16 protein-coding genes and 2 rRNA genes (1 of these 18 cut by a window edge) are annotated in these 23,735 nt (G+C 66.9%); 6 read left to right on the top strand and 12 right to left on the bottom strand.

Features of this window, described 5'->3' with window-relative positions:
- Positions 1–72: 72 nt before the first annotated feature.
- From ABE483_RS09320 to glyQ, 5 genes are all read right to left on the bottom strand, one after another.
- The gene (locus tag ABE483_RS09320) at positions 73–2,220 is read right to left on the bottom strand and encodes a S46 family peptidase (protein ID WP_346481566.1); all 2,148 of its coding nucleotides are present in this window, start codon (positions 2,218–2,220) and stop codon (positions 73–75) included.
- 107 nt (positions 2,221–2,327) lie between these two features.
- Positions 2,328–6,173, bottom strand: coding sequence for a translocation/assembly module TamB domain-containing protein (locus tag ABE483_RS09315; RefSeq protein ID WP_346481565.1), 3,846 nt, complete (start codon positions 6,171–6,173; stop codon positions 2,328–2,330).
- Positions 6,170–7,954: an autotransporter assembly complex family protein gene (locus ABE483_RS09310; protein WP_313211940.1), complete on the bottom strand. Its 1,785-nt coding sequence runs from the start codon at positions 7,952–7,954 to the stop codon at positions 6,170–6,172. Before ABE483_RS09310 ends, ABE483_RS09315 begins: the two co-directional genes overlap by 4 nt.
- 284 nt (positions 7,955–8,238) lie before the next feature.
- Positions 8,239–10,335, bottom strand: coding sequence for a glycine--tRNA ligase subunit beta (gene glyS, locus ABE483_RS09305; RefSeq protein ID WP_313211928.1), 2,097 nt, complete (start codon positions 10,333–10,335; stop codon positions 8,239–8,241).
- Positions 10,332–11,243 carry a glycine--tRNA ligase subunit alpha gene (gene glyQ, locus ABE483_RS09300; RefSeq protein WP_102788722.1) on the bottom strand — a complete coding sequence of 304 codons (912 nt, stop codon included), beginning with the start codon at positions 11,241–11,243 and terminating at the stop codon, positions 10,332–10,334. The genes glyS and glyQ overlap by 4 nt, the downstream gene beginning before the upstream one ends.
- A gap of 81 nt (positions 11,244–11,324) precedes the next feature.
- On the opposite strand from glyQ, the gene ABE483_RS09295 reads away from it, so the two are divergent.
- The 3 genes from ABE483_RS09295 to ABE483_RS09285 all read left to right on the top strand — a co-directional run bounded on the left by ABE483_RS09295 (position 11,325) and on the right by ABE483_RS09285 (position 14,889).
- On the top strand, positions 11,325–13,163 hold the full coding sequence (locus ABE483_RS09295; RefSeq protein WP_313211931.1) for an ATPase, T2SS/T4P/T4SS family: 1,839 nt from the start codon (positions 11,325–11,327) through the stop codon (positions 13,161–13,163).
- Positions 13,135–13,854, top strand: coding sequence for a glutamine amidotransferase (locus ABE483_RS09290; RefSeq protein ID WP_313211932.1), 720 nt, complete (start codon positions 13,135–13,137; stop codon positions 13,852–13,854). Before ABE483_RS09295 ends, ABE483_RS09290 begins: the two co-directional genes overlap by 29 nt.
- 135 nt (positions 13,855–13,989) lie before the next feature.
- Positions 13,990–14,889 (top strand): BPSS1780 family membrane protein, encoded by a 900-nt coding sequence (locus ABE483_RS09285; protein ID WP_313219253.1) that lies wholly within the window; start codon positions 13,990–13,992, stop codon positions 14,887–14,889.
- Between the two features lie 42 nt (positions 14,890–14,931).
- Here the strand turns inward: ABE483_RS09285 and tatC are convergent, their stop codons facing one another.
- From tatC to ABE483_RS09265, 4 genes are all read right to left on the bottom strand, one after another.
- Positions 14,932–15,681, bottom strand: coding sequence for a twin-arginine translocase subunit TatC (gene tatC, locus ABE483_RS09280; protein ID WP_102788725.1), 750 nt, complete (start codon positions 15,679–15,681; stop codon positions 14,932–14,934).
- On the bottom strand, positions 15,678–16,220 hold the full coding sequence (gene tatB / locus ABE483_RS09275) for a Sec-independent protein translocase protein TatB (protein ID WP_313211934.1): 543 nt from the start codon (positions 16,218–16,220) through the stop codon (positions 15,678–15,680). Before tatB ends, tatC begins: the two co-directional genes overlap by 4 nt.
- A gap of 15 nt (positions 16,221–16,235) precedes the next feature.
- Positions 16,236–16,463, bottom strand: a complete 228-nt coding sequence (gene tatA / locus ABE483_RS09270) for a Sec-independent protein translocase subunit TatA (RefSeq protein WP_019185586.1) — start codon at positions 16,461–16,463, stop codon at positions 16,236–16,238.
- Positions 16,464–16,538: 75 nt separating this feature from the next.
- Positions 16,539–17,435, bottom strand: a complete 897-nt coding sequence (locus ABE483_RS09265; RefSeq protein WP_313211935.1) for a YSC84-related protein — start codon at positions 17,433–17,435, stop codon at positions 16,539–16,541.
- A 187-nt stretch (positions 17,436–17,622) separates the two neighbouring features.
- Between ABE483_RS09265 and hemH the strand changes: the two genes are divergently transcribed.
- The 3 genes from hemH (at position 17,623) to ABE483_RS09250 (ending at position 21,531) form a co-directional block, all read left to right on the top strand.
- Positions 17,623–18,585: a ferrochelatase gene (gene hemH / locus ABE483_RS09260; protein ID WP_313211936.1), complete on the top strand. Its 963-nt coding sequence runs from the start codon at positions 17,623–17,625 to the stop codon at positions 18,583–18,585.
- On the top strand, positions 18,582–19,430 hold the full coding sequence (locus ABE483_RS09255; protein WP_313211937.1) for an alpha/beta hydrolase: 849 nt from the start codon (positions 18,582–18,584) through the stop codon (positions 19,428–19,430). The genes hemH and ABE483_RS09255 overlap by 4 nt, the downstream gene beginning before the upstream one ends.
- Before the next feature lie 364 nt (positions 19,431–19,794).
- Entirely contained in the window at positions 19,795–21,531 is a 1,737-nt protein-coding gene (locus ABE483_RS09250; RefSeq protein ID WP_346481564.1) for a methyl-accepting chemotaxis protein, read from the top strand.
- A 6-nt stretch (positions 21,532–21,537) separates the two neighbouring features.
- Here ABE483_RS09250 and ABE483_RS09245 read toward each other — a convergent pair whose 3' ends face one another.
- From ABE483_RS09245 to ABE483_RS09235, 3 genes are all read right to left on the bottom strand, one after another.
- Positions 21,538–22,425: a D-2-hydroxyacid dehydrogenase family protein gene (locus tag ABE483_RS09245; protein ID WP_346481600.1), complete on the bottom strand. Its 888-nt coding sequence runs from the start codon at positions 22,423–22,425 to the stop codon at positions 21,538–21,540.
- A 20-nt stretch (positions 22,426–22,445) separates the two neighbouring features.
- Positions 22,446–22,560: ribosomal RNA gene (gene rrf / locus ABE483_RS09240) — 5S ribosomal RNA — on the bottom strand.
- A gap of 125 nt (positions 22,561–22,685) precedes the next feature.
- A 23S ribosomal RNA gene (locus ABE483_RS09235) occupies positions 22,686–23,735 on the bottom strand; it runs 1,829 nt beyond the window's last position.

Below are 23,735 nucleotides of genomic sequence, written 5' to 3'. Positions count from 1 at the left end.
GCTTCCGTGAGAGCAGCCCGCAGTGTAGGCCACGACCGTTGGTCGTGGCGTTCCAGGGCGGGCCGCCGTGCCTTATTCGGCCGGAACGCCCATTTCCTTCAGCAGTTCGGGTGCCGGGTAGACCTTGGCCAGCAGCCAGCGCAGGTAGCGCATGTCCACGTGCACCGCGCGCTTGAAGCGCGGATCGAACCACCAGCTGGCGCTGACCGACTCCCAATTGCTGTCGAAGTTCAGGCCGATCAGTTCGCCCTGTGCGTTGAGCACCGGCGAACCGGAGTTGCCGCCGGTGGTGTCCAGGTTGGTCAGGAAGTTGACCGTCTGGGTCTTCAGCACCGGATCGGCGGTGGAGCCGAAATCACCCTTGGCGATCGCGTCCAGCAGCGGCTTGGGCGCATCGAACGGGTAGGCGTTGGTGTTCTTCTCGACGATGCCGGCCACAGTGGTCACCGGGTCGAAATGCACCGCATCGCGCGGCGACAGCGCCTCGACCTTGCCGTAGCTGATGCGCAGGGTACGGTTCGCATCCGGGTAGACCGCGCGGCCCTGCTTGGCACGCCAGGCGAACAGCGCCTGCATGTACGCCGGGCGCAGGCGCAGCTGCTCGCCTTCGCGGGTCTTGCGCTCGTCATCCAGGCGCAGTTGCGCGGCGACCAGCGGGCCGGCCAGATCGATCAGCGGATCGCGTGCCAGCGCCTTGCCCTCTTTCGCCGCGGCAAAGCGCGACAGCCGCTCGGCTTCGTCGCCCAGGCGCGTGGTGGCGTACAGCGTATCCAGGGTCTTGGCCAGCGCGGCCGGGGTGCGGCCGAAGGCCGCGTCGAACGCGGGCACGCGCTGCGCGTCGGGCAGCTGCTGGTAGCGGGTCAGCAGCGTGGTCAACAGCGCTTTTTCGATGGCCGGATCGTAGCGGCGCTGGACCTGCTTGAGCACGCCCTCGATCAAGGCCAGATCGCGCTGCTGGTAGCCCGTGTCACGCTCGGCATCGGGCTTGGCCGATTCGATGCGCAGGCGCTCCAGGGTCAGTGCCGAGCGCAGCAGCTGGCTCTGCGCCGCGAGCAGATCGAGCAGCAGATCGCGCTCGCCCACTGATGCGCCGCTGGACAGCGAGCTCAGCAGGGACTGGATGTCGCCCCGGTACGTCGCGTCGGTGGCCTGCAGCATCGCTGCCTCATCGGCGGCACGCTGCGCCTTGGCATCGCTGCGCAGCAGGCCTTCCAGCTCGCCAGCGGCGCGCTTGCGGTTGTTCTTCAGCGACTGCAGCTGCGAGGCGTAACGGGTGCGTGCCTGCGCATCCTTCGCACTGGCCGCTTCGATGGTGTCGATCATCTGCTGGAACACCGCCACGCGGCGTGGCAGCACGGCATCGATCTGGCCGGCGAATTCCGCGGCGGTGCGATGGCGGTAGGTGATGCCCGGGTAACCGGCCAGCATCGCGTAGTCGCCGGTCTTCGGGCCGTCGATCGCCATCTTCAGGTGCGCCGGCGGGTGGTACGGCACGTTGTCCACGCTGTACGGCGCGGGCTTGCCGTCCTTGCCCACGTAGGCACGCAGCAGGGTGAAATCACCGGTGTGGCGCGGCCACATGAAGTTGTCGATCTCATCGCCATAATTGCCAATCGCGCGCGGCGGCGCGTAGACCAGGCGCACATCGCTCAGCTCAAGCTGGCGGATGCGATAGAAATCGGTGCCGTAGTACATGTCCGCCACGCTGCAGCGGATGTTGCCTTCTTTCTCACAGTCGGCCACCAGCTGCTTGCTGGCGCGGTCGACCGCATCGAAATACGCCCGTCCGGTCTTGCCGCGCGCATCGCGCAGCACTTCATCGGTGACCTTGTCGAACCCGACCGTGACCAGCACGCGGAAATCCGGATTGGCCGCGCGCTCATCGCTGCGGCCCTTGGCGATGAAGCCGTCGTTGATCAGGTTGTGCTCGGGCGAGGTGTTGTACTGGATCACGCCCATGGCCACATGGTGGTTGGTCAGCAGCAGGCCGTCGTCGGAGACGAACGAACCGGTCCCGCCACCGGCACGCACCACCGCACTCAGCGGCGGCGCGGTGACGTTGGCCAGGTCGCCCGGGTTGCCCTTGAAGCCGGCCGCCTTCAGCGGTTTGGCCAGGTCCGGCAGCTGGGTCGGCATCCACATGCCTTCGTCGGCATGGGCGCCGGCAGCGAGGGTCAGGCCAAGCGCCAGCGCGGCGGTGAGGGGTTTGCGTGAAGACATGGGCACATCCGGTACGTCAGAACAGCCCGAGACCTTAGCCGCTGCGCCCGGCAGGGGCAACGGCCGATGGTTGGGCAAGCACCCGCATCACGACCAACGGTCGTGATCTACTTTTCTTTTCGCCAGTTCAACGACCCACGGTTCTCCACCGTGCTCGATTCCAGCTCCGCATCGAAGCCACGGCGCAGCAGGTACTTCAGCGTCAGCACCGAGCCACTGCCGACCAGCGAGACGCCGTAGCCGATGTACAGCTTGGGCGAGATGTACTTGCCGAAGCCGATCACCGAGCCACCCAGCGCGCGCGACTGGCTCACGCCGGCGTCGTCCAGGCCAAGCTTGGCGCCCAGCTGCGAGGCGAGCAGGCCGCTGCCGGCCGACAGCGCCGCCGAGGCCGCGTTGACCTGCTGGGCCTGATCGCTGCTGGCACCGGTGAGGCTGCGTCCCAGCACCAGGTAGGCCAGTGCTTCGGACTGCGACATCGCCGGTTCCGACCACACATCCACGCGCGGCGACTGCGCCCGCCCGGTCACGTCGATGCCGGCGGTGACATCGCCGACGGCGCGCTGGGCCCGGATGTTGATGCGCGGATCGGAGACCGCGTTGTAGTTCCAGTTCAAGTTGCCGCGGGTGATGGTCAGGTCCTGTCCGTAGGCCTTGTAGCGGCCACTGACTTCCAGCCCGCCGTTGGCGGTCATCTCGCGCCCGGGGCGCGCCCATACCTGCATCTTGCCGGTCAGCGCACCCTTCAGGCCGAACCCGGCCATCTTGACCTTGTCGCCCAGGCTCACGGTCAGGTCCATGTCCAGCGGCGAGCTGGGCCCCTCTTCCGGATCGACCGGGTCCAGCACCACCACATCTTCGGAGACCGAGGTGCCACGATCCAGGCGCTCCAGGTCCAGATCCGCTTCGGGGACGTGCACGGTGCCACGCAGCTGCATCGCGCTGCCGGCCAACGTGAAGTCCAGGTTCGGGTTGGCGATCACGCGCAGCTCGCTGGTGTTGGCCAGCAGCACGTTTTCGCCGTGGATATGCAGCTGCAGCGGCTGTGCATCGCCGAACCACGACAGCCCGCCATCCACGTACAGCGTGCCCTTGCCGGAGTTGGCCTGCGCGGTGATCTTGGCCGAGCCGTCCGGCTGCGCGGTGAAGCTGCCCTTGCCTTCGGCGAAGGTCAGGCCGAGCGCAGGGAACTCGCCATTGAACTTGCTCAGCGTGGCCTCACCGCCCAATGACGGCGTACCACGGGTGCCGCGCAGACTCACGTGGCCTTCGATCAGGCCGGTTGGGCGCACGATGTCGGGCGAGAACAGTTCCAGCCAGTACAGCCGCGCGATGTTCATGTACAGCTCGCCGGTCAGCGGCGCGTTGGCATCCCAGCCGGTCTGCACCTTGGCATCGACGAAGCCGTCGCCCTGGAAACCGACACCGAGCTTGGCGTTGATCTGCTGCGGGGTCATCTCCAGGTTCACCGAGAACTGGTCGTAACGCACCAGCTCGCCACGCGCGTTGTCGCCCAGGCGTACCCCGCCTTCGCGCGAGGTGACCGAGGCACTGCCTTCCCACGCGTTGCCGCGGGGGCGGATGCGCCCATCCAGATTCACTTCACCGCGCAGGAAGATGCGCCTTCCGGACTGCGGCGGCAGCCACGGCTGCACCAGCGACAACGGCAAGGCATCGCCCCGCACCAGCAGCCCTTCGCGCGGCCAGTTCGCGCTGGCGCACAGCGCGCCGCCGGTGGCGGCACCCAGGCAGGCATCGCTCAGGGTGAAGTTGCTGCCCTGCACGCTGAAGGTGGCCGGTGCGCGCAGGCTCCAGGCATCGCCCTTCATCGGTGCGATGCGCAGCGCGGTCAGATCGCCACGCCAGGTCTGGCCCTGCTGGCGCACGCCGCCTTCCAGCGCGACAGCACCCAGCTCGTTCTTCGTCTGTGCATCCAGGCGCAGATTGGAGAGGCTGCCGCGTGCATTGACGTTGAGCGTGTCCAGCAGCATGCCGACCTGGACCTTGCTGCCCTGCACCGCCAGCGTGCCACTGTCGCCCTGCCACGGCAGGCGCCCCTTGATGCTGATCGCCTCGGCGCTCCAGTCGTCCCAGCGCAGGCCGCTGCCGACCAGATCGGCGGTGATGTCCGGCGCGGTACGCGCGCCCTTGATCAGCACGTGGCCACGCAGGCTGCCGCTGCTGTTGGGCAGCAGGTCGGCCAGCTGCACCGGATCCAGCTGCGCATCGATATCCAGGCGGTCACCGACCGAGCCCTTGGCGGTCAGGCGGCTGTTGCCCAGCGCCAGCCGGAGGTTGCCCTCGCCCTGCTCGCCGCGCAGCGCGAACTTGCCCTGTGCATCCAGCGCGCGCTTGCGCAGCGTGCCCTTGATGCCGGGCACATCGACGGTGGCTTCGTAGCTGCCAGCGGTACCGGCCGGACTGCCGGCGGGCGGCGGCAACTGGCGGCCCTTCGAGGCAAACGAACCGGACAGCTTGCCGTCCCAGCCCGGCGCGAAGTAGCCCGGATCGAAGCCGGCCAGTTTGGCGGCCACGTCCCAATCCAACTGCGGCGCCCAGGCCACCTGCCCGGTCACGTCGAGCGAACCGCCCGGCGTGCTGGCCTGCAGCTGTTTGATCACGGCGGCCTGGTCATTGCCGCGCACGTCGAACTGCAGATCGGCCACCTGCTTCTCGCGTTCCACCGAGGCACGGCCGACGGCCGCCCACGCCTTGAGCGTGCCGGCCAGGCCCATGCGCGCTTCTTTCAACGTCACCGGCACCGGCGCAGCCGCGCCCGGGGTGGTGGTATCGGCGGCGGGCACGAAGGTGAGGTCGTTGGCGACGATGGAGAAGCGCAGGCTGGCGTTTTCCTTGTCGGTGAAATCAGCGATGCCTTCCAGCCGCGCCTGCCCACCAAAGCCCTTCACCTGCAGCGGCGACACGGTCAGTACCTGGTCGGCCAGGCCGACCTTGGACGGTGCCAGTTCCACCGCGATGTCGCCCTGCTTGAAGCTGCCCTGCAGATTGGCCTGGCCACCCTTGCCGTCGGCCTGCACCTCCAGCGCCATCGGCGTGCTGGTGCTCGCGTCCATCCCCGGCACCAGCAGCGCCAGGTCCAGTTCCTTGCTGCGCGCAGCGAGTTTCCACACCGGGTCGGTGCGGCCATCGAACACGAGGCTGGCCTGCAGCGGTGCCGGTGCATTGCCGGCGATCGCCACTTCCATATGGCCCAGGTCACCGCGGGCGACCAGGCCCAGGCGCGCCGGGGTACGCCCGCGCGGCGCCGGCATCAGCGCGCCGAGGGTGATGTCGGTGTCGTAATCGCTGCGCGGCAGGTAATGCCCGTCCACGCGGAAATCGCCGTAGCTGCTGTCCACGATCAGCTGGCGCGCGCGGAATTCGCCATTGGCGATCTCCAGCCCACCGCGCACCTTGGCGATGTCGATCAGCGGCTGCTGCGCCTGGGTGATCCGGAAGCCATCGATGATGATGGTGTCGGCCTGGATCGCCAGCGGCATTTCAATCTGCGGCAGCGAGTCCGGCCACGAGGGCAGCTCGAACGGCTCATCGCTCTTGGCCAGGTTCAACGTGGCGTTCTTGATCTGCAGTGCATCGAGCTGCAGCTTGCGGCCCAGCAGCGGCCGGATGTCCGGATCCAGGTACGCCCGTTCGGCGGTGAAATGGATGTCGTCGTAGCGGAAGTCCAGATCGTGCAGCACCAGCGGCCCGGCGACCGGGCCATCGACCTTGCTCCAGGTGAGCGAGGCGCCGACCGGCAACCGCGCGACCACCTGGGCCAGCAGCACATCGCGGCCTGCCACGGTCTGCAGCAGCCAGTACACCAGCAGCAAGGCCAACAGCACCAGGCCGAGCACGGTGAAACCGGACCACGCCCAGAAGCGGCGCTTGCGGTAGAAACGCACGCGCGGGGGCGGCGGGGTGGCGGGGGCGGAAGGCGTCGGCGTGCTCACAGGTCCGCTCCGATGTTCAGGTACAGCTGGAACTGCGAATCCGGGTTGTTCAGGCCGTGCGCGATATCCACGCGCACCGGGCCCACCGGCGATTTCCAGCGCACGCCGAAGCCCACGCCGGTGTGCAGGTCGATGGTGTTGTCGAACGCGCTGCCGGTATCGACGAATACCGCCGCGCCCCACGGCCCGCCCTTGAAGTAATGCTCATACTCGGCCGAGCCGACCACCAGGTTCTTCGCGCCGAGCGCGTACTTGTCCGGTGGTGCGGTGCGCGGGCCGACTTCGCGGAAGGCATAGCCGCGGATGCTGCGGTCGCCACCGGCGAAGAAGCGCAGGCTCGGCGGCATCGCCACCAGATCGCTGGTCCAGGTGGTGCCACCTTCGCCGCGCAGGATCAGGCGGTCGCTGTCGCCGATCGGCACATACCAGCGCAGCACCATGTTGGCCTGCACGAAGCTGGTGTCCGAGCCCGCACCTTCGACGCCGCCACGCAGGGTGGCACTGCCGCTGAGGCCACGGCGCGGGAACATCTCATCGTCCACGTTGACGTAGTCGGCGACCAGCTGCGGGTAGACCAGCGTGGAGGTGTTGTAGACCGCATCGGTGAACTCGGTGCCCGAGGCGTAGCGCCAGCGCTCACGCAGGGCGTTGATCGAGGCGATCGCGGTCCAGTACTCGTTGATCTCGCCGCTGCGGCTGGCCGACAGTTTGAAGTTGCGCAGGTCGATGTAATCGGTCTGCTCGTCATAGGCGCTGGCGGTAAACGCATACCAGCCATCGAGCCAGGCAAAGCCCGGGATGCGGTAGCTGGTGACCAGGCTCTTGCGCTTCTGCGCGTAGTCGAGCTGGGTGTTCATCTTGTGGCCGCGGCTGTTGAGGAACCGCCGCTCCAGGCCCCCACGCACACCGGCGCCACTCTCGCTGCCGTAGCTCAGGCCGGCGGTGTAGATCGTGCGCTTGGCGCGGGTCAGGTTGACGTCCACCGGCACATCGCCGTTGTCATCGGCCTGGTCCGGGCGCGGCTGGATGTCGATCACGCTGAAGTAATCGAGCTTGGTCAGCGATTCGCGCAGGCGGTCCAGTTTGCCTTCGTGGAAGTAACTGCCTTCGTCCCAGTACACCAGCGGGTCGAACAGCTTGTCGACGAAGTAATCCTGATGGAAGCGGATCTCGCCCATGTTGTAGCGGCGGCCACTGTCCCAGGTCAGATCGACATCGGCCGCGTTCTCGGCGCGGGTGATCTGCACCTGGCGCTGGGTGAAGTCGGCATCGAAATAACCACGCTCGGCCAGGCGCCGGGTGACCCGGATCTTGCTGGCTTCGTACTCGGTGTGCTCGAACCGCTGGCCCTTGCGCGGCTTGAATTTCTCGAGGTCTTCCTGGAGGTACTGGTCCAGCTGGGCCGGGCCGGTGATGTCGATGTGCTCGCGGCGGACCAGGGTCGGCGGCCCTTTCTCGACCTGGATCACCACGCGCAGGTTCTCGCCTTCGCGCGGGCTTTCCACGGTGATGGTCGGGTTGTAGTACCCGAACGGCTCCAGCGCCTCGCGGGTCTGGCGCTCTGCCTGGGACAACAGATATTCCAGCCGCGACTCGCCCTGGACCTTGCCGATGGTGTCGTACAGGGACAGCGAGACCTCGATGTTCTCGATCATCTCGGCATCGTCGCCCTTGTCCAATCCTTTGATGTCCACTTTCTCGATGGTCCCCCGTGCATGTGCCACCGAGGCGGTGGCAAGGGACAGGAACATCAGCGGAAGGGCGAATTTCGTTGGCTGCATGGCGACAGCATAACGGGCCATCGCGAGCATGCGAAATCGGCGTGGCTGTTTCAGAACGGCGGTGAAGAAGCCGTTAAATTCCGCGAGAAAGTCGCTTGCATCACACGTGGCGAGATCGATGACAACACGTCATCGGACAGAAGCGTCCGCGACACCGGGGCGACACCATATGACGCTTCCGGCACGAGTATCGGAGCGCGCCGCCCTCCCGGAAACGCAGAAGGCGCGAACAGCCGAAGCCGTCGCGCCTTCCGGTCCACCGTGGGGCGCGCGGCCCCGCCGCGTCAGTTGGACAGGTGTTCGATCGCCGCCACGCTGCCCAGGCGGTCGCCCAGGCGCTTGAGCAGGGCCAGGCGATTGGCCCGCAGCGCGGGATCCTCGGCATTGACCATCACCGCATCGAAGAACGCGTCCACCTGCGGGCGCAGGCGCGCCAGCCGGTTCAACACGCTCACGTAGTCCTTCTGGTGCAGGCTGGCGTTGCTGTCATCGATGGCCGCTTCCACGGCTTCGGCCAGTTCGCTTTCGGCCGGCTCGGCCAGCAGCGCCGGGTCGATCATGCCCGGGATCTCGCCCTCGGCCTTGCGCAGGATGTTGCGGATGCGCTTGTTGGCCGCGGCCAGCGCTTCGGCTTCCGGCAGCGCGGCGAAGGTGCCGATGGCATCGATGCGGCGGTCGAAATCGTACAGCGAGGCCGGCTTCAGCTCGGCCACCGCGTTGAAATGCGTGGCCGGCACGCCCTTGTCGGCGTAGTAGCCGCGCAGGCGGTCGATGATGAAGTCATACAGCTCCTGCGGCAGCGCCTCGGTCTTGCGTTCGGCACTGGGCTGCACGCCCGCCGGCAGGCCCGCCACGGCGGTCGCGATCAGCGCGCGCAGATCCAGGTCGAATCCGCTCTCGATCACCGTGCGGGCCAGGCCCAGCGCATTGCGGCGCAGCGCGAACGGATCCTTGTTGCCGGTCGGCTTCAGGCCTGCGGCAAAACCACCGGCCAGCGTATCCAGACGCTCGGCGATGGCCAGCACCTTGCCCAGCGGCGACAGCGCGATGTCATCCCCACCGAAGCGCGGCTGGTAGGCCTCGTCGATGGCCAGCGCGACCTCGGGCGACTCCCCGCCGACCACGGCGTAATGCCGGCCGGCTATGCCCTGCAACTCCGGGAATTCGTTGACCATGCGCGACTGCAGGTCGTTCTTGGCCAGCACCGCGGCGCGCTTGGCCAGCACCGGCTCGACGCCCACCTGCGGCGCGATGGCCTCGGCGAGGGCGGCCACACGGGTCACTTTGTCGGCGACCGAGCCCAGCTTGGCCTGGTAGGTGACGGTCTTCAGGCCATCGCCCATCGATTCCAGACCCTGCTTCAGATCTTCGTCGAAGAAGAACTTGGCATCGGAGAAGCGCGGACGGATCACGCGCTCGTAGCCCTTGGCCACTTCGGCCACGTCCTTGGAGTCGATGTTGGCGATGCCGATGAACTTCTCGGTCAGCTTGCCGCTGGCATCGAGCACCGGGAAGAACTTCTGGTTGATCTCCATCGTCTCGATCAGCGCTTCCTGCGGCACCGCCAGGAACTCGCGCTCGAAACTGCACAGCACCGGCGCCGGCCATTCGACCAGGTTGACCACCTGCTCGAGATTGTCCGGAGTGATGCGCGCCTGACCGCCGGCCTGCGCGGCCGCCGCGTTGACCTGCTCGACGATGCGGGTACGGCGCGCGTCGGCATCGACCAGCACGTAGGCGGCCTGCAGCGAGGCGACGTAGTCCTCCGGCGCGCTCAGCCACACGGTCTTGTCATGCATGAAGCGATGGCCGCGGCTCATGCGGTCAGCCTTCAGGCCCAGCACCTCGGCCTCGATGATGTCCGGGCCGTGCAGCAGCACCAGCCAATGCACCGGGCGGGCGAAGCCATAGGTGTGGCTGCCCCAGCGCATCGGCTTGGGGATCGGCATCGCGGCGATCGCCTCGCGCAGGATCTCCGGCAGCAGCGTCGCGGTGCGCGCGCCCGGCGTGGTGGAGCGGTGTACGAAGCGCTCGCCCTTGGCGTCGCTGGTACGCTCCAGCGCGGTCCAGTCGATCCCGGCCTTGGCGGCGAAACCCTGCAGCGCCTTGGTCGGCTGACCCTCGGCGTCGAGCGCGATGTTCAGGTAAGGGCCGAGCACTTCGGAATGCTGTTCCGGCTGCTCAACGGCCACGCCGGGCAGCAGCACGGCCAGGCGACGCGGGGTCGACAGCGGCTTGGCATCGCCGCGTTCAATGGTCACGCCCCGCTTGGTCAGGCCGTCCACGACGCCATCGAAGAAGGCCTGGGCCAGGCCCGGCAGCGCCTTGACCGGCAGTTCTTCGGTACCCAGTTCAATCAGCAGCGGCTGCATCGTGCTCATGCCTGCACCTCCTTGGCGGCCACGGCTTCCAGGCGTTTGGCCTCGTAGAGCCTGGCCACGGCCTGGGCCAGCGCGCGCACGCGCAGGATGTAGCGCTGGCGCTCGGTCACGCTGATCGCGCGGCGCGCATCCAGCAGGTTGAAGGCATGGCTGGCCTTGCAGACCTGCTCATAGGCCGGCAGCGGCAGGCCGACATCGACCAGCTTCTGCGCCTCTTTTTCGCAGGCATCGAAGCGATGGAACATTTCGTCCACGTCGGCGTATTCGAAGTTGTAGGTGCTCTGCTCGATCTCGTTCTGCAGGTACACATCGCCGTAGGTCACCGGGGTGCCATCCGGACCATAGGTCCAGATCAGGTCATAGACGTTGTCGCAGTTCTGCAGGTACATGCACAGGCGCTCCAGACCGTAGGTGATCTCGCCGAGCACCGGCTTGCACTCCAGGCCGCCGGCCTGCTGGAAATAGGTGAACTGGGTGACTTCCATCCCGTTCAACCACACTTCCCAGCCCAGGCCCCAGGCGCCGAGGGTCGGCGATTCCCAGTTGTCCTCGACGAAGCGCAGGTCATGCACCAGCGGATCGATGCCCAGCGCCTTGAGCGAATCCAGGTACAGCTGCTGGATGTTGTCCGGACTCGGCTTCATCGCCACCTGGTACTGGTAGTAGCGCTGCAGGCGGTTGGGGTTCTCGCCGTAGCGGCCGTCGGTCGGGCGGCGTGAAGGCTGCACGTACGCGGCATTCCAGCTTTCCGGACCGATCGAGCGCAGGAACGTGGCCGGGTGGAAGGTGCCCGCACCGACCTCCAGGTCCAGCGGCTGGATCAGCACGCAGCCCTGCTGCGCCCAATACTGGTTGAGGGTCTGGATCAGGCCCTGGAAAGTGATCGGAACGTTCGGGATCGCGGACATGCGGCGGATTCTTGCCTGCAGAAGGGGTGCGCTAGTATAGCGACCGACCGCACGGGCCTTCCGTGCCTGGGGAAATGGAGGATGGATCCACGCCTGCCAGCGGCTTATGCCAGCGTCCCTGCCGGGGGCGTGCCCCTGCCGCACGGGCGGCTGGATTTCGACCAGGTCGCCGCGGCCCTGGTTGCCGACGGCCTGGTCGCCGCCGCCGATCTGGAGCGCATCCGCTTTTCCGCCCCGGGCGCACGCAATGCCAGCGAGGTCCACCCGCTGGTGCTGCTGGCCAACCTTAAACTGGGCGCCAGCGCAGGCGGTGAGCTCGGCCTGGAGCGCCTGAGCGAGTGGCTGGCCCAGCGCGCGGGCGTGCGCTACCTGCGGGTGGACCCGACCCGGGTCGACGTCTCGGCGGTCACCGCCCTGGTTTCCCATGCCTATGCCCGCCGCCACCGCTTCCTGCCGCTGGCGGTGGACAGCGAGCGCGTGCTGGTCGCCACCAGCGAGCCGCTGGCCCAGGAATGGTTGCGCGACCTGCAACACCTGAGCCGCCGCCGGATCGAGCTGGCGATGGTGAACCCGCTCGATCTGCACCGCTACACCATGGAGTTCTACGGGGTGACGCGCTCGGTGCGCGGCGCCCGTGGCGATGTCCGCGGCGAGACCAGCAGCACCCTGCCCAGCTTCGAGCAGCTGGTGGAACTGGGCCGCGCCGGCGACGTCAACGCCGACGACCAGCACATCGTGCACATCGTGGATTGGCTGCTGCAGTACGCCTACGAGCAGCGCGCCTCGGACATTCATCTGGAGCCACGCCGCGACATGGGCCGCATGCGCTTCCGCATCGATGGCGTGCTGCACAAGGTGTTCGAGGTGCCGCCGGCGGTGATGACCGCCGTGGTCAGCCGGATCAAGGTGCTGGGCCGGATGGACCTGGCCGAGCGCCGGCGCCCGCAGGACGGCCGCATCAAGACCCGCTCCCCGGGCGGGCGCGAAGTGGAAATGCGCCTGTCGACCATGCCCACCGCGTTCGGCGAAAAGTGCGTGATGCGCATCTTCGACCCGGATGCCGCCTTCAAGAGCATCGACCAGCTCGGCTTCAGCCCGCAGGAAGCGGCCGGCTGGACCGCCCTGGTCGAGCGCCCGCACGGCATCGTGCTGGTCACCGGGCCGACCGGCTCGGGCAAGACCACCACCCTGTATTCCACGCTGAAGCGGCTGGCCACCCCGGACGTGAATGTCTGCACGGTGGAAGACCCGATCGAAATGATCGCACCGGAGTTCAACCAGATGCAGGTGCAGACCAACATCGACCTGGATTTCGCCAGCGGCGTGCGCACCCTGCTGCGGCAGGACCCGGACATCATCATGATCGGCGAGATCCGCGATCTGGAGACCGCGCAGATGGCGGTCCAGGCCTCGCTCACCGGCCACCTGGTGCTGTCCACCCTGCACACCAACGATGCGCCCTCGGCGATCACCCGTCTGCTCGATCTGGGCGTGCCGCATTACCTGCTCGCCTCCACCCTCAACGGGGTGCTGGCCCAGCGGCTGGTGCGCACCCTGTGCAGCAGTTGCAAGGTGCCCACGGTGCTCTCGGCCGAGCAATGGGCGGTGCTGACTGATGCCGATGCGGCATTACCTGAGGCGCCCACGCCATATGCACCGGTCGGCTGCATCGACTGCCGACGCACCGGTTTCCTGGGCCGCGTGGGCCTGTATGAGTTGCTGCCATTGGGTTCCAGCCTGCGCCGACACATCCGCGCGGACATGGATCTGGCCGCCTTCAACCGTGCCGCACGTGCTGAAGGGGTACGAACCCTGCGTCGCGCGGGGCTTGAAAAGGTAGCGGCAGGGCTGACTACAATCGAGGAAGTCCTCTCGGTCCTGCCTCCCCCGGATGAATTCCGCCCCATTCCTGATTCTTGAAACCGGCCAACCCGTCGCCTCGCTGCGCCGTTACGGGCGGTTTTCGCACTGGATCCGGGTCGCGGCCGGGCTGGACGCCGACGAGACCGTGGTGGTCGATGTCGAGCAGGGCGGCACCCTGCCCAGCCACCGCGATTTTGCCGGGGTGATCGTCAGCGGTTCGGCCGCCTACGTCACCGACCGCGCCGAGTGGAGCGAACGCAGCGCGCAGTGGCTGCGCGCTGCCGCCCACGACGACCGGCCGGTGTTCGGCATCTGCTATGGCCACCAGCTGCTCGCCCACGCGCTGGGCGGCGAAGTGGCCTACAACCCGGCCGGCCGCGAGTCCGGCACGATCGAGCTGGCGCTGGATCCTTCGGCGGTGGACGACCCGCTGTTCGGCGGCCTGCCGGCGCGCTTCCCGGCCCATGCCACCCACCTGCAGACCGTGCTGCGCGCGCCCGAGGGCGCGGCGATCCTGGCACGCTCGGCGCAGGACAACTGCCACGCCTTCCGCTGGGGCGCACATGCCTGGGGCGTGCAGTTCCATCCGGAGTTCGCCACCCACCACATGCGCGGCTACGTCCGCGCCCGCGCCGAGTGCATCCGCCAGCACGGCGGTTGCGCGCGCAGTGTCGCCCGCGACGTCAGCGCCGCGCCGCTGGCCCGCCAGCTGCTGCGCCGTTTCGTCCGCCAGGCACGCAACGCCTGAGGGCTGCACCGGCATGCCCCCGGACGCAACGCAGCGTCCGCGCCGCGCAGGGCGGCCTTCAGGTCACGCGCCGGGAAAACAGGGATAATCGACCGCAATCGGGCGTTCGCGCCTTCTCCCCTGTCCCGGAATGTTATGAGCGAGATTCGCAAGCTGCCGGCCTCCGCCGGCGCGGAATGGCTGGTGTCGGGTTTCACCCTGCTGCGCAAGGCGCCGTTGGCGCTGGGCCTGCTCGGCGTGATCTGGGCCGTGGCCGCGTTGCTGGTGATGTCGCTGGCGATGGTCAGCCCGGCGCTGAGTACCCTGGCGCAGCTGTTGATGGCGCTGGCCGGCCCGCTGTTCTTCGGCGGCCTGGTGTGGGCCGTGCGCGAAGTCGACCAGGGTCGCGTGGCGCAGCCTGCGCACCTGCTGCAGGGCCTGCAGGAAGGCCGCGCCTTGAACCTGCTCGCCTCGCTGCTGCCGCAGCTGGTGGCCGGCCTGTTCCTGGGCGTGTTGTTGCTGGTGCTGATCGGCAGCAGTGGCCTGCAGCACCTGAGCGAGGTGATGGTGCAGCTCAACGCGATCAGCCAGTCCGGCGCGCAGCCGGACCCGGCGCAGATCGAAGAGCTGATGGCGAGCCTGCCGGCGATGCGCATCCTGCTCTGGCTGGCACTGGTGGTGGTCACCTTCCTGGCCATGGCGCTGGCGCTGTTCACCCTGCCGCCGCAGGTGATGTTCGAGCATCGCAACGGCCTACAGGCGATGCGCCTGAGCCTGCGCGCCTGCCTGCACAACGTGCTGGCGATGCTGGTGTTCTTCCTGCTCGCCTTCGTGGCGGTGTTTGCGATCTATTTCGGCGTGATGCTGGTGGCCCTGATCGCGCAGCTGATCGGCGGCACGATGCTCGCGCTGTTCGTTGCGCAGCTGCTGCTGATGGGCGTGGTGATGCCGGTCTTCGCCGGTGCCATCTACACGGCGTGGAAGCAGATGTTCGGCCAGCAGGGGCCGCAGACCCCGCCGCCGATGCCGGGCCCGAACAACGTGTTCGCCGCCTGATCAACAAAAACCCCGGCCTTGGCCGGGGTTTTTGTTTGTGCCTTACTCCGGCTGCTCTTTTCCGCCCGGGCGGGGCACCAGCCAGCGCGCGGCGTGGATGCCCAGTTCGTAGAGCAGGCACATCGGAATGGCCAGCATCAGCTGCGAGACCACGTCCGGCGGCGTCAGCACCGCGGCCAGCACGAAGATCCCGACGATCGCATAGCCGCGACCTTCCTTGAACTGCTGCGGCGTGATCCAGCCCAGCAGCACCAGGATCACCATCGCCACCGGCAGCTCGAAGCTGGTGCCGAAGGCGAAGAAGATCGCCAGCACGAAATCCAGGTACGCCGTCGCATCCGGTGTGATCGCAATCACCTCCGGGCGGAACGTGGTGAGGAAGTGGAACACCGCCGGCAGCACCAGGAAGTACGCGAACGCGCAGCCCAGATAGAACAGCAGTACCGACGAGGCCAGCAACGGTACCGCCAGGCGTTTTTCGCGGGCATACAGGCCCGGTGCCACGAACGACCACAGCTGGAACAGCAGCCACGGCACGGCGATGAACACCGCCACGAAGAAGGTCAGTTTCAACGGCGCGAAGAACGCGCCGGCCGGATTGGTCGCGATCATCGTCTGCCCGTTCGGCAGCTGCGAGATCAGCGGTTCGGCGATCATCGTGTAGATCTGCCGCGAGAACGGCATCAACCCCAGCAGCACCACGCCCAGGCCGATCAACGCGCGCACCAGGCGCGCACGCAGCTCGATCAGGTGTTCGACCAGCGAACTCTCGTTGCTTTCATGCTCGCTCATCGCGGTGCCTCGTCGTTCGGCGGCGTGGGCACAGGCGTAAGCGGCGCGGTGTCAGTCGACGGCGGCAGGGCCGCCGGCGGATCTGCACGCGGTGCGCTGCCATCGATGCCCGGCGGCGCCATCGCATCGCGCGGCGGCTCGGCCTCCTCGGGGGCCACCACATGCTGGGCCACGCTGGCCGGGGAACCTGGTGCGGGGCCGGTCATCACCGGTTCGTCGTCCGCAGCCGCGGCGACGTCATCGCCCTGCCGTGCCACGTCCTGGCGCATCTGCTCGGCCTCGCGGCGCACCGCTTCGCCACTGGCGCGCAGCTGCGACTCGGTATCGCGCATCGAGGTTTTCACATCATCGAACTGCCGCTTGATCTCTTCGGCGTGCAGTTCACGCTCGAGCTCCTGCTTCACCGAATCCCACTGGTTGCGGGCACGGCGCACCCACAGCCCGGCAAAGCGGGCCGCCTTGGGCAGCCGCTCGGGGCCGAGGACGACCAGGGCCACCACCGCGATGACCAGCAGTTCACTGAAACCGATATCGAACACGCCAAGCCGCCCGGATCAGCGCGGGTCGCGGTCGTGCTCGGTCTGCGACGTCGTCGTCGAGTCCTGCGGACGCGAACTGTCGCTGAGCTGCGCGTTCGGCTTGTCCTCGTCGCGCATGCCCTTCTTGAATTCCTTGACGGCGCTGCCAAGGTCCTTGGCGCCGCTGGTCAGTTTCTTGGTGCCGAACACCAGCAGAACGATGACCAGCACGACCAACCAATGCCAGATGCTGAAACTGCCCATGACTCGCTCGCGTTACGTAGTGATCAGACGGTTGAGCATAGCGCACCGGCGGTAAGCCGGCGCGCGTGACAAAAGTCAGTTGCCGTCCAGCGATTCGGTACGGACTTCACCGTCGCCAACCGGCTGGAAGCCCTGCTGCGGGGCCGGTTGCGCCGGCACGGACTGCAGCGGGGCCGTGGTCGCGCCAGCAGGGGCCGGGGCAGGTGCCTGTTCAGGTCGAACCGGTACGGCGGCGGCGCGCGGCGCAGCGGCCGGCGCTGGGGCATTGCCCGCAGTGCCGCGCTTCTCGCGGGCGGTATAGGTGGCTTCCTCCAGGCGATCACGGAAGGCGACCACGTCCACCGAAGGCGGCTCGCCGACACGGCCTTCGAACACCATGCGCGGCGTGGTGTTGCTGCCGTAGGCGTCCAGGTTGGCGGCATCGTCGATCTGCAGCACGGCGCCATCCAGCGCCACACCGGCGAACAGGCCACGGGCGCGCGACCAGGACCAGATCTCAGCCTTCAGCTGGCCATCGGTGGCGGCGGCGGCGTTGCGACCGACCGGTCCGGCGGCGACGCCGGCATCGGCGCCCAGGGTGAACTTGCCGTTGACGAGATTGTCCAGGCTGCGGTCGTTGCGGAACACCAGCACCACATCGGAGGACTGCACGCCGGCCTGGAAGCCGATGCTGCCGCCGGTGAGCTTCACGAACACCGGGTTGGACCAGCTGCCATCGGGCGTCTTGACGGACATCAAGCCATGGCCGCGACGGCCGCCGATCACCAGGCCGGCCTTGATCGTATCGGGAATGACGATGACCGCTCGGCCTTCGTCGAGCAGCTTGTCGGGAATCCCCTGCTCGGGGATGTCCTGGATTTCATTCAGGACGCGCACGGCATTGCGGGCGCGCTGGTCCTCCTGTGGCCCGGCCATGGCCTGGGTCGACAGCAGGCTGGCGGAGATCAGCAGAACAAGGCTGAGGCGGCGCATGGGTGGGCTCCAGAAAGTCGATTCATACAAGATAGCGGCAGGTACGACGGTGGTCGATACGCTTCTCGACGTTAGAAGGCCGGCGATGAATCGGCAATGAGTATTCCCGGCTATCGATATGCACGCTGGATCGCGTTCATCATCCAAATCCATCCCGCCAATCGCGCAGACCTGCGAGAATGGCGGCATGCTCGACGCACCCGACACCGCCGTGCTGGCGGTCAATCTAGGCACGCCCGAGACGCCAACCGCCCCGGCGGTGCGTCGCTACCTGGCTGAGTTCCTCAGCGATCCGCGCGTGGTCGCGATTCCGCCGCTGTTCTGGAAACCCTTGCTGTTCGGGCTGATCCTGCCATTGCGCAGTGGTCGCTCGGCCGCCAAGTACGCCCAGGTCTGGCTGCCGGAGGGCTCCCCGCTGATGGTCTACACGCGCCGGCTGGCCGAGGCCATGCAGGGCCTGATGCCCGATCTGCGGGTGCGCCATGCGATGCGTTATGGCGCCCCGGCGCTGCCGGCCGAGCTGGACCGGCTGGCCGCCGAAGGCATGAAACGGATCGTGGTACTGCCGTTGTACCCGCAGTATTCGACCACCACCACGGCCTCGATCGAGGACCAGGTGCGCGAGTGGCAGCCGAAGCATCCCGGCGTCACCGTGACCCTGGTGCGCGATTACGCGGTCGATCCGGACTGGGTCGCCGCCGTCGCCGGCAGCATCCGCCAGTGGTGGGAGCAGCATGGGCGCGGCGAGAAACTGGTGTTTTCCTTCCACGGCATTCCACAGCGCCTGGCCGACGCCGGCGATCCGTATCCGCAGCGCTGCGAAGCCAGCGCCCACGCGATCGCCCACGCGCTGGAGCTGGCCGACGATGCCTGGCAGCTGACCTACCAATCGCGTTTCGGCCGTGAGAAGTGGCTCCAGCCCTACGCCGAACCCACCCTGTGGGCGATGGCCGAGAAGGGCGTGCGCAGCATGGACGTGGTCTGCCCCGGCTTTGCCACCGACTGCCTGGAAACCCTGGAAGAAGTGGCGATGGGCTTTACCGAGACCGTGGCCGAGCGCGGCGCGACAATGCGCTACATCCCCTGCCTCAACGACGCGCACGCGCATGCACTGGCCCTGTCGCGGCTGAGCATCGCGGCGCTGGCATGACGCTGCAGCCGTTCTCGCTGCCGGTGGCCGGCAGCACCGTGGCCGGCCTGCGGTCGGGTGAGACCGGCGGCACGCGCGTCCTGGCGCTGCATGGCTGGCTCGACAACGCGGCCAGCTTCGTACCGTTGGCCGCGCAACTACCGGATCTGGCGCTGGTCGCGATCGATCTGCCCGGCCACGGCCACAGCGCGCATCTGCCGCCCGGCACGCAATACAACACGCCCGGTGCGATCTGCCACGTGCTCGACGTCGCTGATGCGCTGGGCTGGGACCGCTTCGTGCTGCTCGGCCACTCGATGGGCGCCGGCATTGCCAGCCTTACCGCGGCGGCCGCACCCGAACGCGTCGAACGCCTGATCGCGATCGAGGCCCTCGGCGGTCTGCGGGGCCCGGAGAATGAAACCGCACAGCGCCTGCGTGAGCATGTGCGTGCCGCGCGGGCGCTGCCCACCCGCAGACTGCGCGTGTTCCCCGATCTGGCCGCACCGATCCGCGCCCGCATGATGGCCAACCAGCTCAGCGAGCCGTGCGCGCGCCTGCTGGTCGAACGCGGCGTCAAGCCGGTTGAAGGGGGTTTCAGCTGGTGCAGCGATCAGCGCCTGATGCTGCCCACCGCGATGCGCCTGAGCGAAGCGCAGATCGACGACCTGCTCGCCGCGATCGAATGCCCGACCCAGGTGATCTACGCCACGCCAGCGCAGTCGTATTACCCGGAGCCGTTGCGCAGCCAGCGCATCTCGTTGCTGCGCGAAGGCCGCTTGGCGGTGTTCCCGGGCACGCATCATCTGCACATGGAGCATCCGCAGGTGGTCGCTGAGGTGATCCAGGGCTTCCTCGCCGGGTAAGCCCTGCACGGTGCGACACACGGTCGCACTCAACTTATCCCGGCAACGACCGATACCGATGATGCAGGCCGATCTTCGTCGGCCGCACTGTCGTCGCTTGCTCCGCCGTTGCGAAGCCGCGCATCACCCAGGCTTCCAGGGAACGTCGTCGCAATGCCGGATTGGCCGTGCCATCGCCCACAGGACCGGGCCATGCCGGCGGTGATCGCCACCGCCGACACGGCACCTGCCGTCACCTGCTCTGCGCGTGCCCCCCTGCTTCCTTCCGCTGCTGCACCCACCGCTTCGCCGGTGACGGGTGTGGCATCCGCCTGCGCGCGATCACGCCGCGGGCTTTCCGTTTTCTGCTGATTCTGGAGCCCTCATGTCCGCCATGCCCGATGCCACCTCCCGCCCACCCGATCTGCTGCGCACGCGCACGTCCCGGCCGTCCACGGATGCCGCCTATCTGATCTCGGCCGGGGTGCTGCTTGCCGCCGCGGTAACCGCCGCGATCTGGCAGCGGCAGCCTTGGGCGCTGCTTCCCGTGGCAGTCGCGGCGCTGCTGCTGGGCGTGGTAGCACTGCGCGTGCGGCAGCAGGGCCAGGCGTTGCGGCAGGCAGAGATGCGGTCGGTCTCGCTGGCCGCGGAGGCAGCCCGCGCGCAGGCGCGCGACAGTGTCGAACATACGCACGATGCCCAGGTCCGGCAGGCACTGGATGTCTCCCGCACCGCAATGATGATCGCCGACAACGACCACGTGATCCGCTACGTGAACCAGTCGGTGGTGAGCTTGCTGCGCAACCAGCAGACCAGCCTGCGTGAGGCCTTCCCCGACTTCGACGCAGAGCGCCTGGTCGGCAGCAGCATCCACCGTTTCCATGCCAATCCGGACCGCATCCGCGCCATCCTCAATACGCTGATGGTCACCCATCACGGGCGTGTGCGGATCGGCCCGGTGCACTTCGCCCAGGTTGTCACGCCGGTATTCGATGCGAAGGGCCAGCGCCAGGGCTTCGCGGTGGAATGGCATGACCGCACCCACGAACTGCTGCTGGAACATGCCGTGGCCGATATCGTCGAGGCCGCCAGCAAGGGCGATCTTGATCGCCGGCTGCAGGCCACGGACGGAGGCGCGAGCTTCCTCAACGGCCTGACCGGCGGCATCAATCAGCTGCTGGACAGCGTGGGTGGTACGGTCGGTGAGATTCGCCGCATGCTCTCGGCACTGGCCGATGGCGATCTGGACCAGCGCATGCGGGGCGACTTCCACGGGTCGTTCCAGGCCATGCAGCGCGATGCCAATGCGACGGCGGAGCAACTGACCGCGATGGTCGAACGGATCAAGCAGTGCACCGGCTCGATTTCGCTGGCCGCCAGTGAGATCGCCAGTGGCAACGATGATCTGTCCGAGCGTACCGAACGCCAGGCTGCCCATCTGGAGGAAACCGCCGCCTCGATGGAGGAGCTGACCTCCACCGTGCGACAGAATGCCGAACACGCGCGCCAGGCCAGTGCCTTGGCGCACGGCGCACATGACGTCGCCACCCGCGGCAGTCGGGTGGTGAGCGAGGTGGTGACCACCATGGACGCCATCCAGACCGCCTCTCACCGCATCGGCGACATCACGCGCGTCATCGACGGGATCGCCTTCCAGACCAATATTCTTGCCCTCAACGCCGCCGTGGAAGCAGCACGTGCAGGCGAGCAGGGCCGCGGCTTCGCGGTGGTGGCCAGCGAGGTACGCAGCCTGGCCCAGCGTTCGGCCGAGGCCGCCAAGGAGATCAAGGGCCTGATCGATGCCTCCGTGGTACAGGTTGCCGACGGCGCGCGCCTGGTCCAGGACGCCGGGCAGACCATGGGCGAGATTGTGAGCAGCGTGGCCGGTGTCAGCGGCATCATGGCCGAGATCTCTTCGGCCTCGCAGGAGCAGGCCGCCGGCATCGATCAGGTCAACCGGACGGTGGCGCAGATGGACGATGCCACCCAGCAGAATGCGGCGTTGGTCGAAGAGGCGAGTGCAGCGGCACGCCTGTTGGAGGCGCAGGCTGCCGACCTGACCCAGGCAGTGGCCGTGTTCCGTCATCAGGAACAGGCGTACCGCCCGGCCGCGGTGGCCTGACCGGCGTCAGTCCAGCACGCGTTTCGGCGCGCCCTGCAGCCAAGCGGCGATAGTCTCCACCCCCTGGCCGAAATAGTCCCGGTAATTGCGCGCGGTGACGTAGCCCAGAGGGGGCGTCGCCAATACGTTGGGCAATGTGCGCAGCGGATGCCCGGCCGGGAGGGGTTCGATGTCGAAGACATCCAGGCCAGCACCGGCGATGCGCTTGTCAGTCAGGGCGTCGATCAACGCCTGCTGATCGATCCGGCCCGCGCGTGCGGTATTGATCAGACATGCGTGTGCCGGCATGCAGGCCAGCGTGTCGGCATCCACGATCGCGGGGCTGCGTTCGCCCAGGACCCGGTGCAGCGACACCACCTCGCTGCCAGCGAACAGGGCCTGCTGCGATGTAGCCCATTGCACCGCCGCCGCACGTGGCGCGTCGAGATTCGGACGCCCTGCACTGACCTGCATCCCGAACGCCTGGCCGATCTGCGCCACGCGCTGACCGATCTTCCCCACTCCCAGCAGTCCCAACCGCGCACCATGCAGGTCACGGCCGACCGTCTGCTGCCACGGCCCGTCGCTGCGCAATGCATTGGCCTCAGGCACCAGGTGGCGCATCAGGCCGAGGATCAGCGCCCAGGTGATCTCCACGGCAGGCTCGGGATGGCTGTCGGTGCCGCAGACGATGACGCCCTGCGCTTTCGCTGCCGCGACATCGATGGCCGCATGGCGCATGCCGCTGGTGATCAGCAGGCGTAGACAGGGCCGGCGGGCCAACAGTGCCGCGGTGATCGGTGTGCGTTCGCGCATGGCCACCAGGATGTCGGCATCGCCGAGCGCGGCGACCCGTGCGTCCGTGGTGGGAGGGGCTGAAACGCAGACAAAAAGAAAACCCCGCTGCGTGAGCAGCGGGGTTTTCGGGGTAAAAACCCTGGCGATGACCTACTCTCGCATGGCTTAGGCCACACTACCATCGGCGCAGCTGCGTTTCACTTCCGAGTTCGGGATGGGATCGGGTGGTTCCACAGCGCTAATTTCACCAGGGAGACAGTTGGAGCGTCGCCATCCTAAAGAAACGGATAAGGCGCCTGCCTCTCGTAAGTCTTGTGACGTAGCGTGCACTTGGGATCTATCGACATGTCATGTCGGCCAAGGCAACTTGAGGTTATATGGTCAAGCCACACGGATCATTAGTATCAGTTAGCTCAATACATTGCTGTACTTACACACCTGACCTATCAACCACATAGTCTATATGGTTCCTTCAGGGGGCTTGTGCCCCGGGAGATCTCATCTTGAGGCGCGCTTCCCGCTTAGATGCTTTCAGCGGTTATCGCTTCCGAACATAGCTACCCGGCAATGCCACTGGCGTGACAACCGGAACACCAGAGGTTCGTCCACTCCGGTCCTCTCGTACTAGGAGCAGCCCCTCTCAAATCTCCAACGCCCATGGCAGATAGGGACCGAACTGTCTCACGACGTTCTGAACCCAGCTCGCGTACCACTTTAAATGGCGAACAGCCATACCCTTGGGACCGACTACAGCCCCAGGATGTGATGAGCCGACATCGAGGTGCCAAACACCGCCGTCGATATGAACTCTTGGGCGGTATCAGCCTGTTATCCCCGGAGTACCTTTTATCCGTTGAGCGATGGCCCTTCCATACAGAACCACCGGATCACTAAGTCCTAGTTTCCTACCTGCTTGATCCGTCGATCTTGCAGTCAAGCACGCTTATGCCTTTGCACACAGTGCGCGATGTCCGACCGCGCTGAGCGTACCTTCGAGCTCCTCCGTTACTCTTTAGGAGGAGACCGCCCCAGTCAAACTACCCACCATACACGGTCCCCGATCCAGATTATGGACCTAGGTTAGAACGTCAAGCACGACAGGGTGGTATTTCAAGGATGGCTCCACTGCAGCTAGCGCCACAGTTTCATAGCCTCCCACCTATCCTACACAGACGAACTCAACGTTCAGTGTAAAGCTATAGTAAAGGTTCACGGGGTCTTTCCGTCTTGCCACGGGAACGCTGCATCTTCACAGCGATTTCAATTTCACTGAGTCTCGGGTGGAGACAGCGCCGCTGTCGTTACGCCATTCGTGCAGGTCGGAACTTACCCGACAAGGAATTTCGCTACCTTAGGACCGTTATAGTTACGGCCGCCGTTTACTGGGGCTTCGATCAAGAGCTTCGCCTTGCGGCTGACCCCATCAA

The sequence above is a fragment of the Stenotrophomonas sp. TWI602 genome (genome assembly GCF_039674045.1).
Taxonomy (GTDB): Bacteria; Pseudomonadota; Gammaproteobacteria; order Xanthomonadales; family Xanthomonadaceae; genus Stenotrophomonas.
The sequence above is the reverse complement of the archived record's forward strand: the minus strand, read 5'-3'. Positions and strand labels throughout refer to the sequence as shown.

Excerpts from the sequence above, each read along its gene's own strand:
- ABE483_RS09320 (WP_346481566.1), bottom strand. The coding sequence starts at position 2,220 with ATGTCTTCACGCAAACCCCTCACCGCCGCGCTGGCGCTTGGCCTGACC.
- ABE483_RS09310 (WP_313211940.1), bottom strand. The coding sequence starts at position 7,954 with ATGCAGCCAACGAAATTCGCCCTTCCGCTGATGTTCCTGTCCCTTGCC.
- glyS (WP_313211928.1), bottom strand. The coding sequence starts at position 10,335 with ATGAGCACGATGCAGCCGCTGCTGATTGAACTGGGTACCGAAGAACTG.
- glyQ (WP_102788722.1), bottom strand. The coding sequence starts at position 11,243 with ATGTCCGCGATCCCGAACGTTCCGATCACTTTCCAGGGCCTGATCCAG.
- ABE483_RS09295 (WP_313211931.1), top strand. The coding sequence starts at position 11,325 with ATGGATCCACGCCTGCCAGCGGCTTATGCCAGCGTCCCTGCCGGGGGC.
- ABE483_RS09290 (WP_313211932.1), top strand. The coding sequence starts at position 13,135 with ATGAATTCCGCCCCATTCCTGATTCTTGAAACCGGCCAACCCGTCGCC.
- ABE483_RS09285 (WP_313219253.1), top strand. The coding sequence starts at position 13,990 with ATGAGCGAGATTCGCAAGCTGCCGGCCTCCGCCGGCGCGGAATGGCTG.
- tatC (WP_102788725.1), bottom strand. The coding sequence starts at position 15,681 with ATGAGCGAGCATGAAAGCAACGAGAGTTCGCTGGTCGAACACCTGATC.
- tatA (WP_019185586.1), bottom strand. The coding sequence starts at position 16,463 with ATGGGCAGTTTCAGCATCTGGCATTGGTTGGTCGTGCTGGTCATCGTT.
- ABE483_RS09265 (WP_313211935.1), bottom strand. The coding sequence starts at position 17,435 with ATGCGCCGCCTCAGCCTTGTTCTGCTGATCTCCGCCAGCCTGCTGTCG.
- hemH (WP_313211936.1), top strand. The coding sequence starts at position 17,623 with ATGCTCGACGCACCCGACACCGCCGTGCTGGCGGTCAATCTAGGCACG.
- ABE483_RS09255 (WP_313211937.1), top strand. The coding sequence starts at position 18,582 with ATGACGCTGCAGCCGTTCTCGCTGCCGGTGGCCGGCAGCACCGTGGCC.
- ABE483_RS09250 (WP_346481564.1), top strand. The coding sequence starts at position 19,795 with ATGTCCGCCATGCCCGATGCCACCTCCCGCCCACCCGATCTGCTGCGC.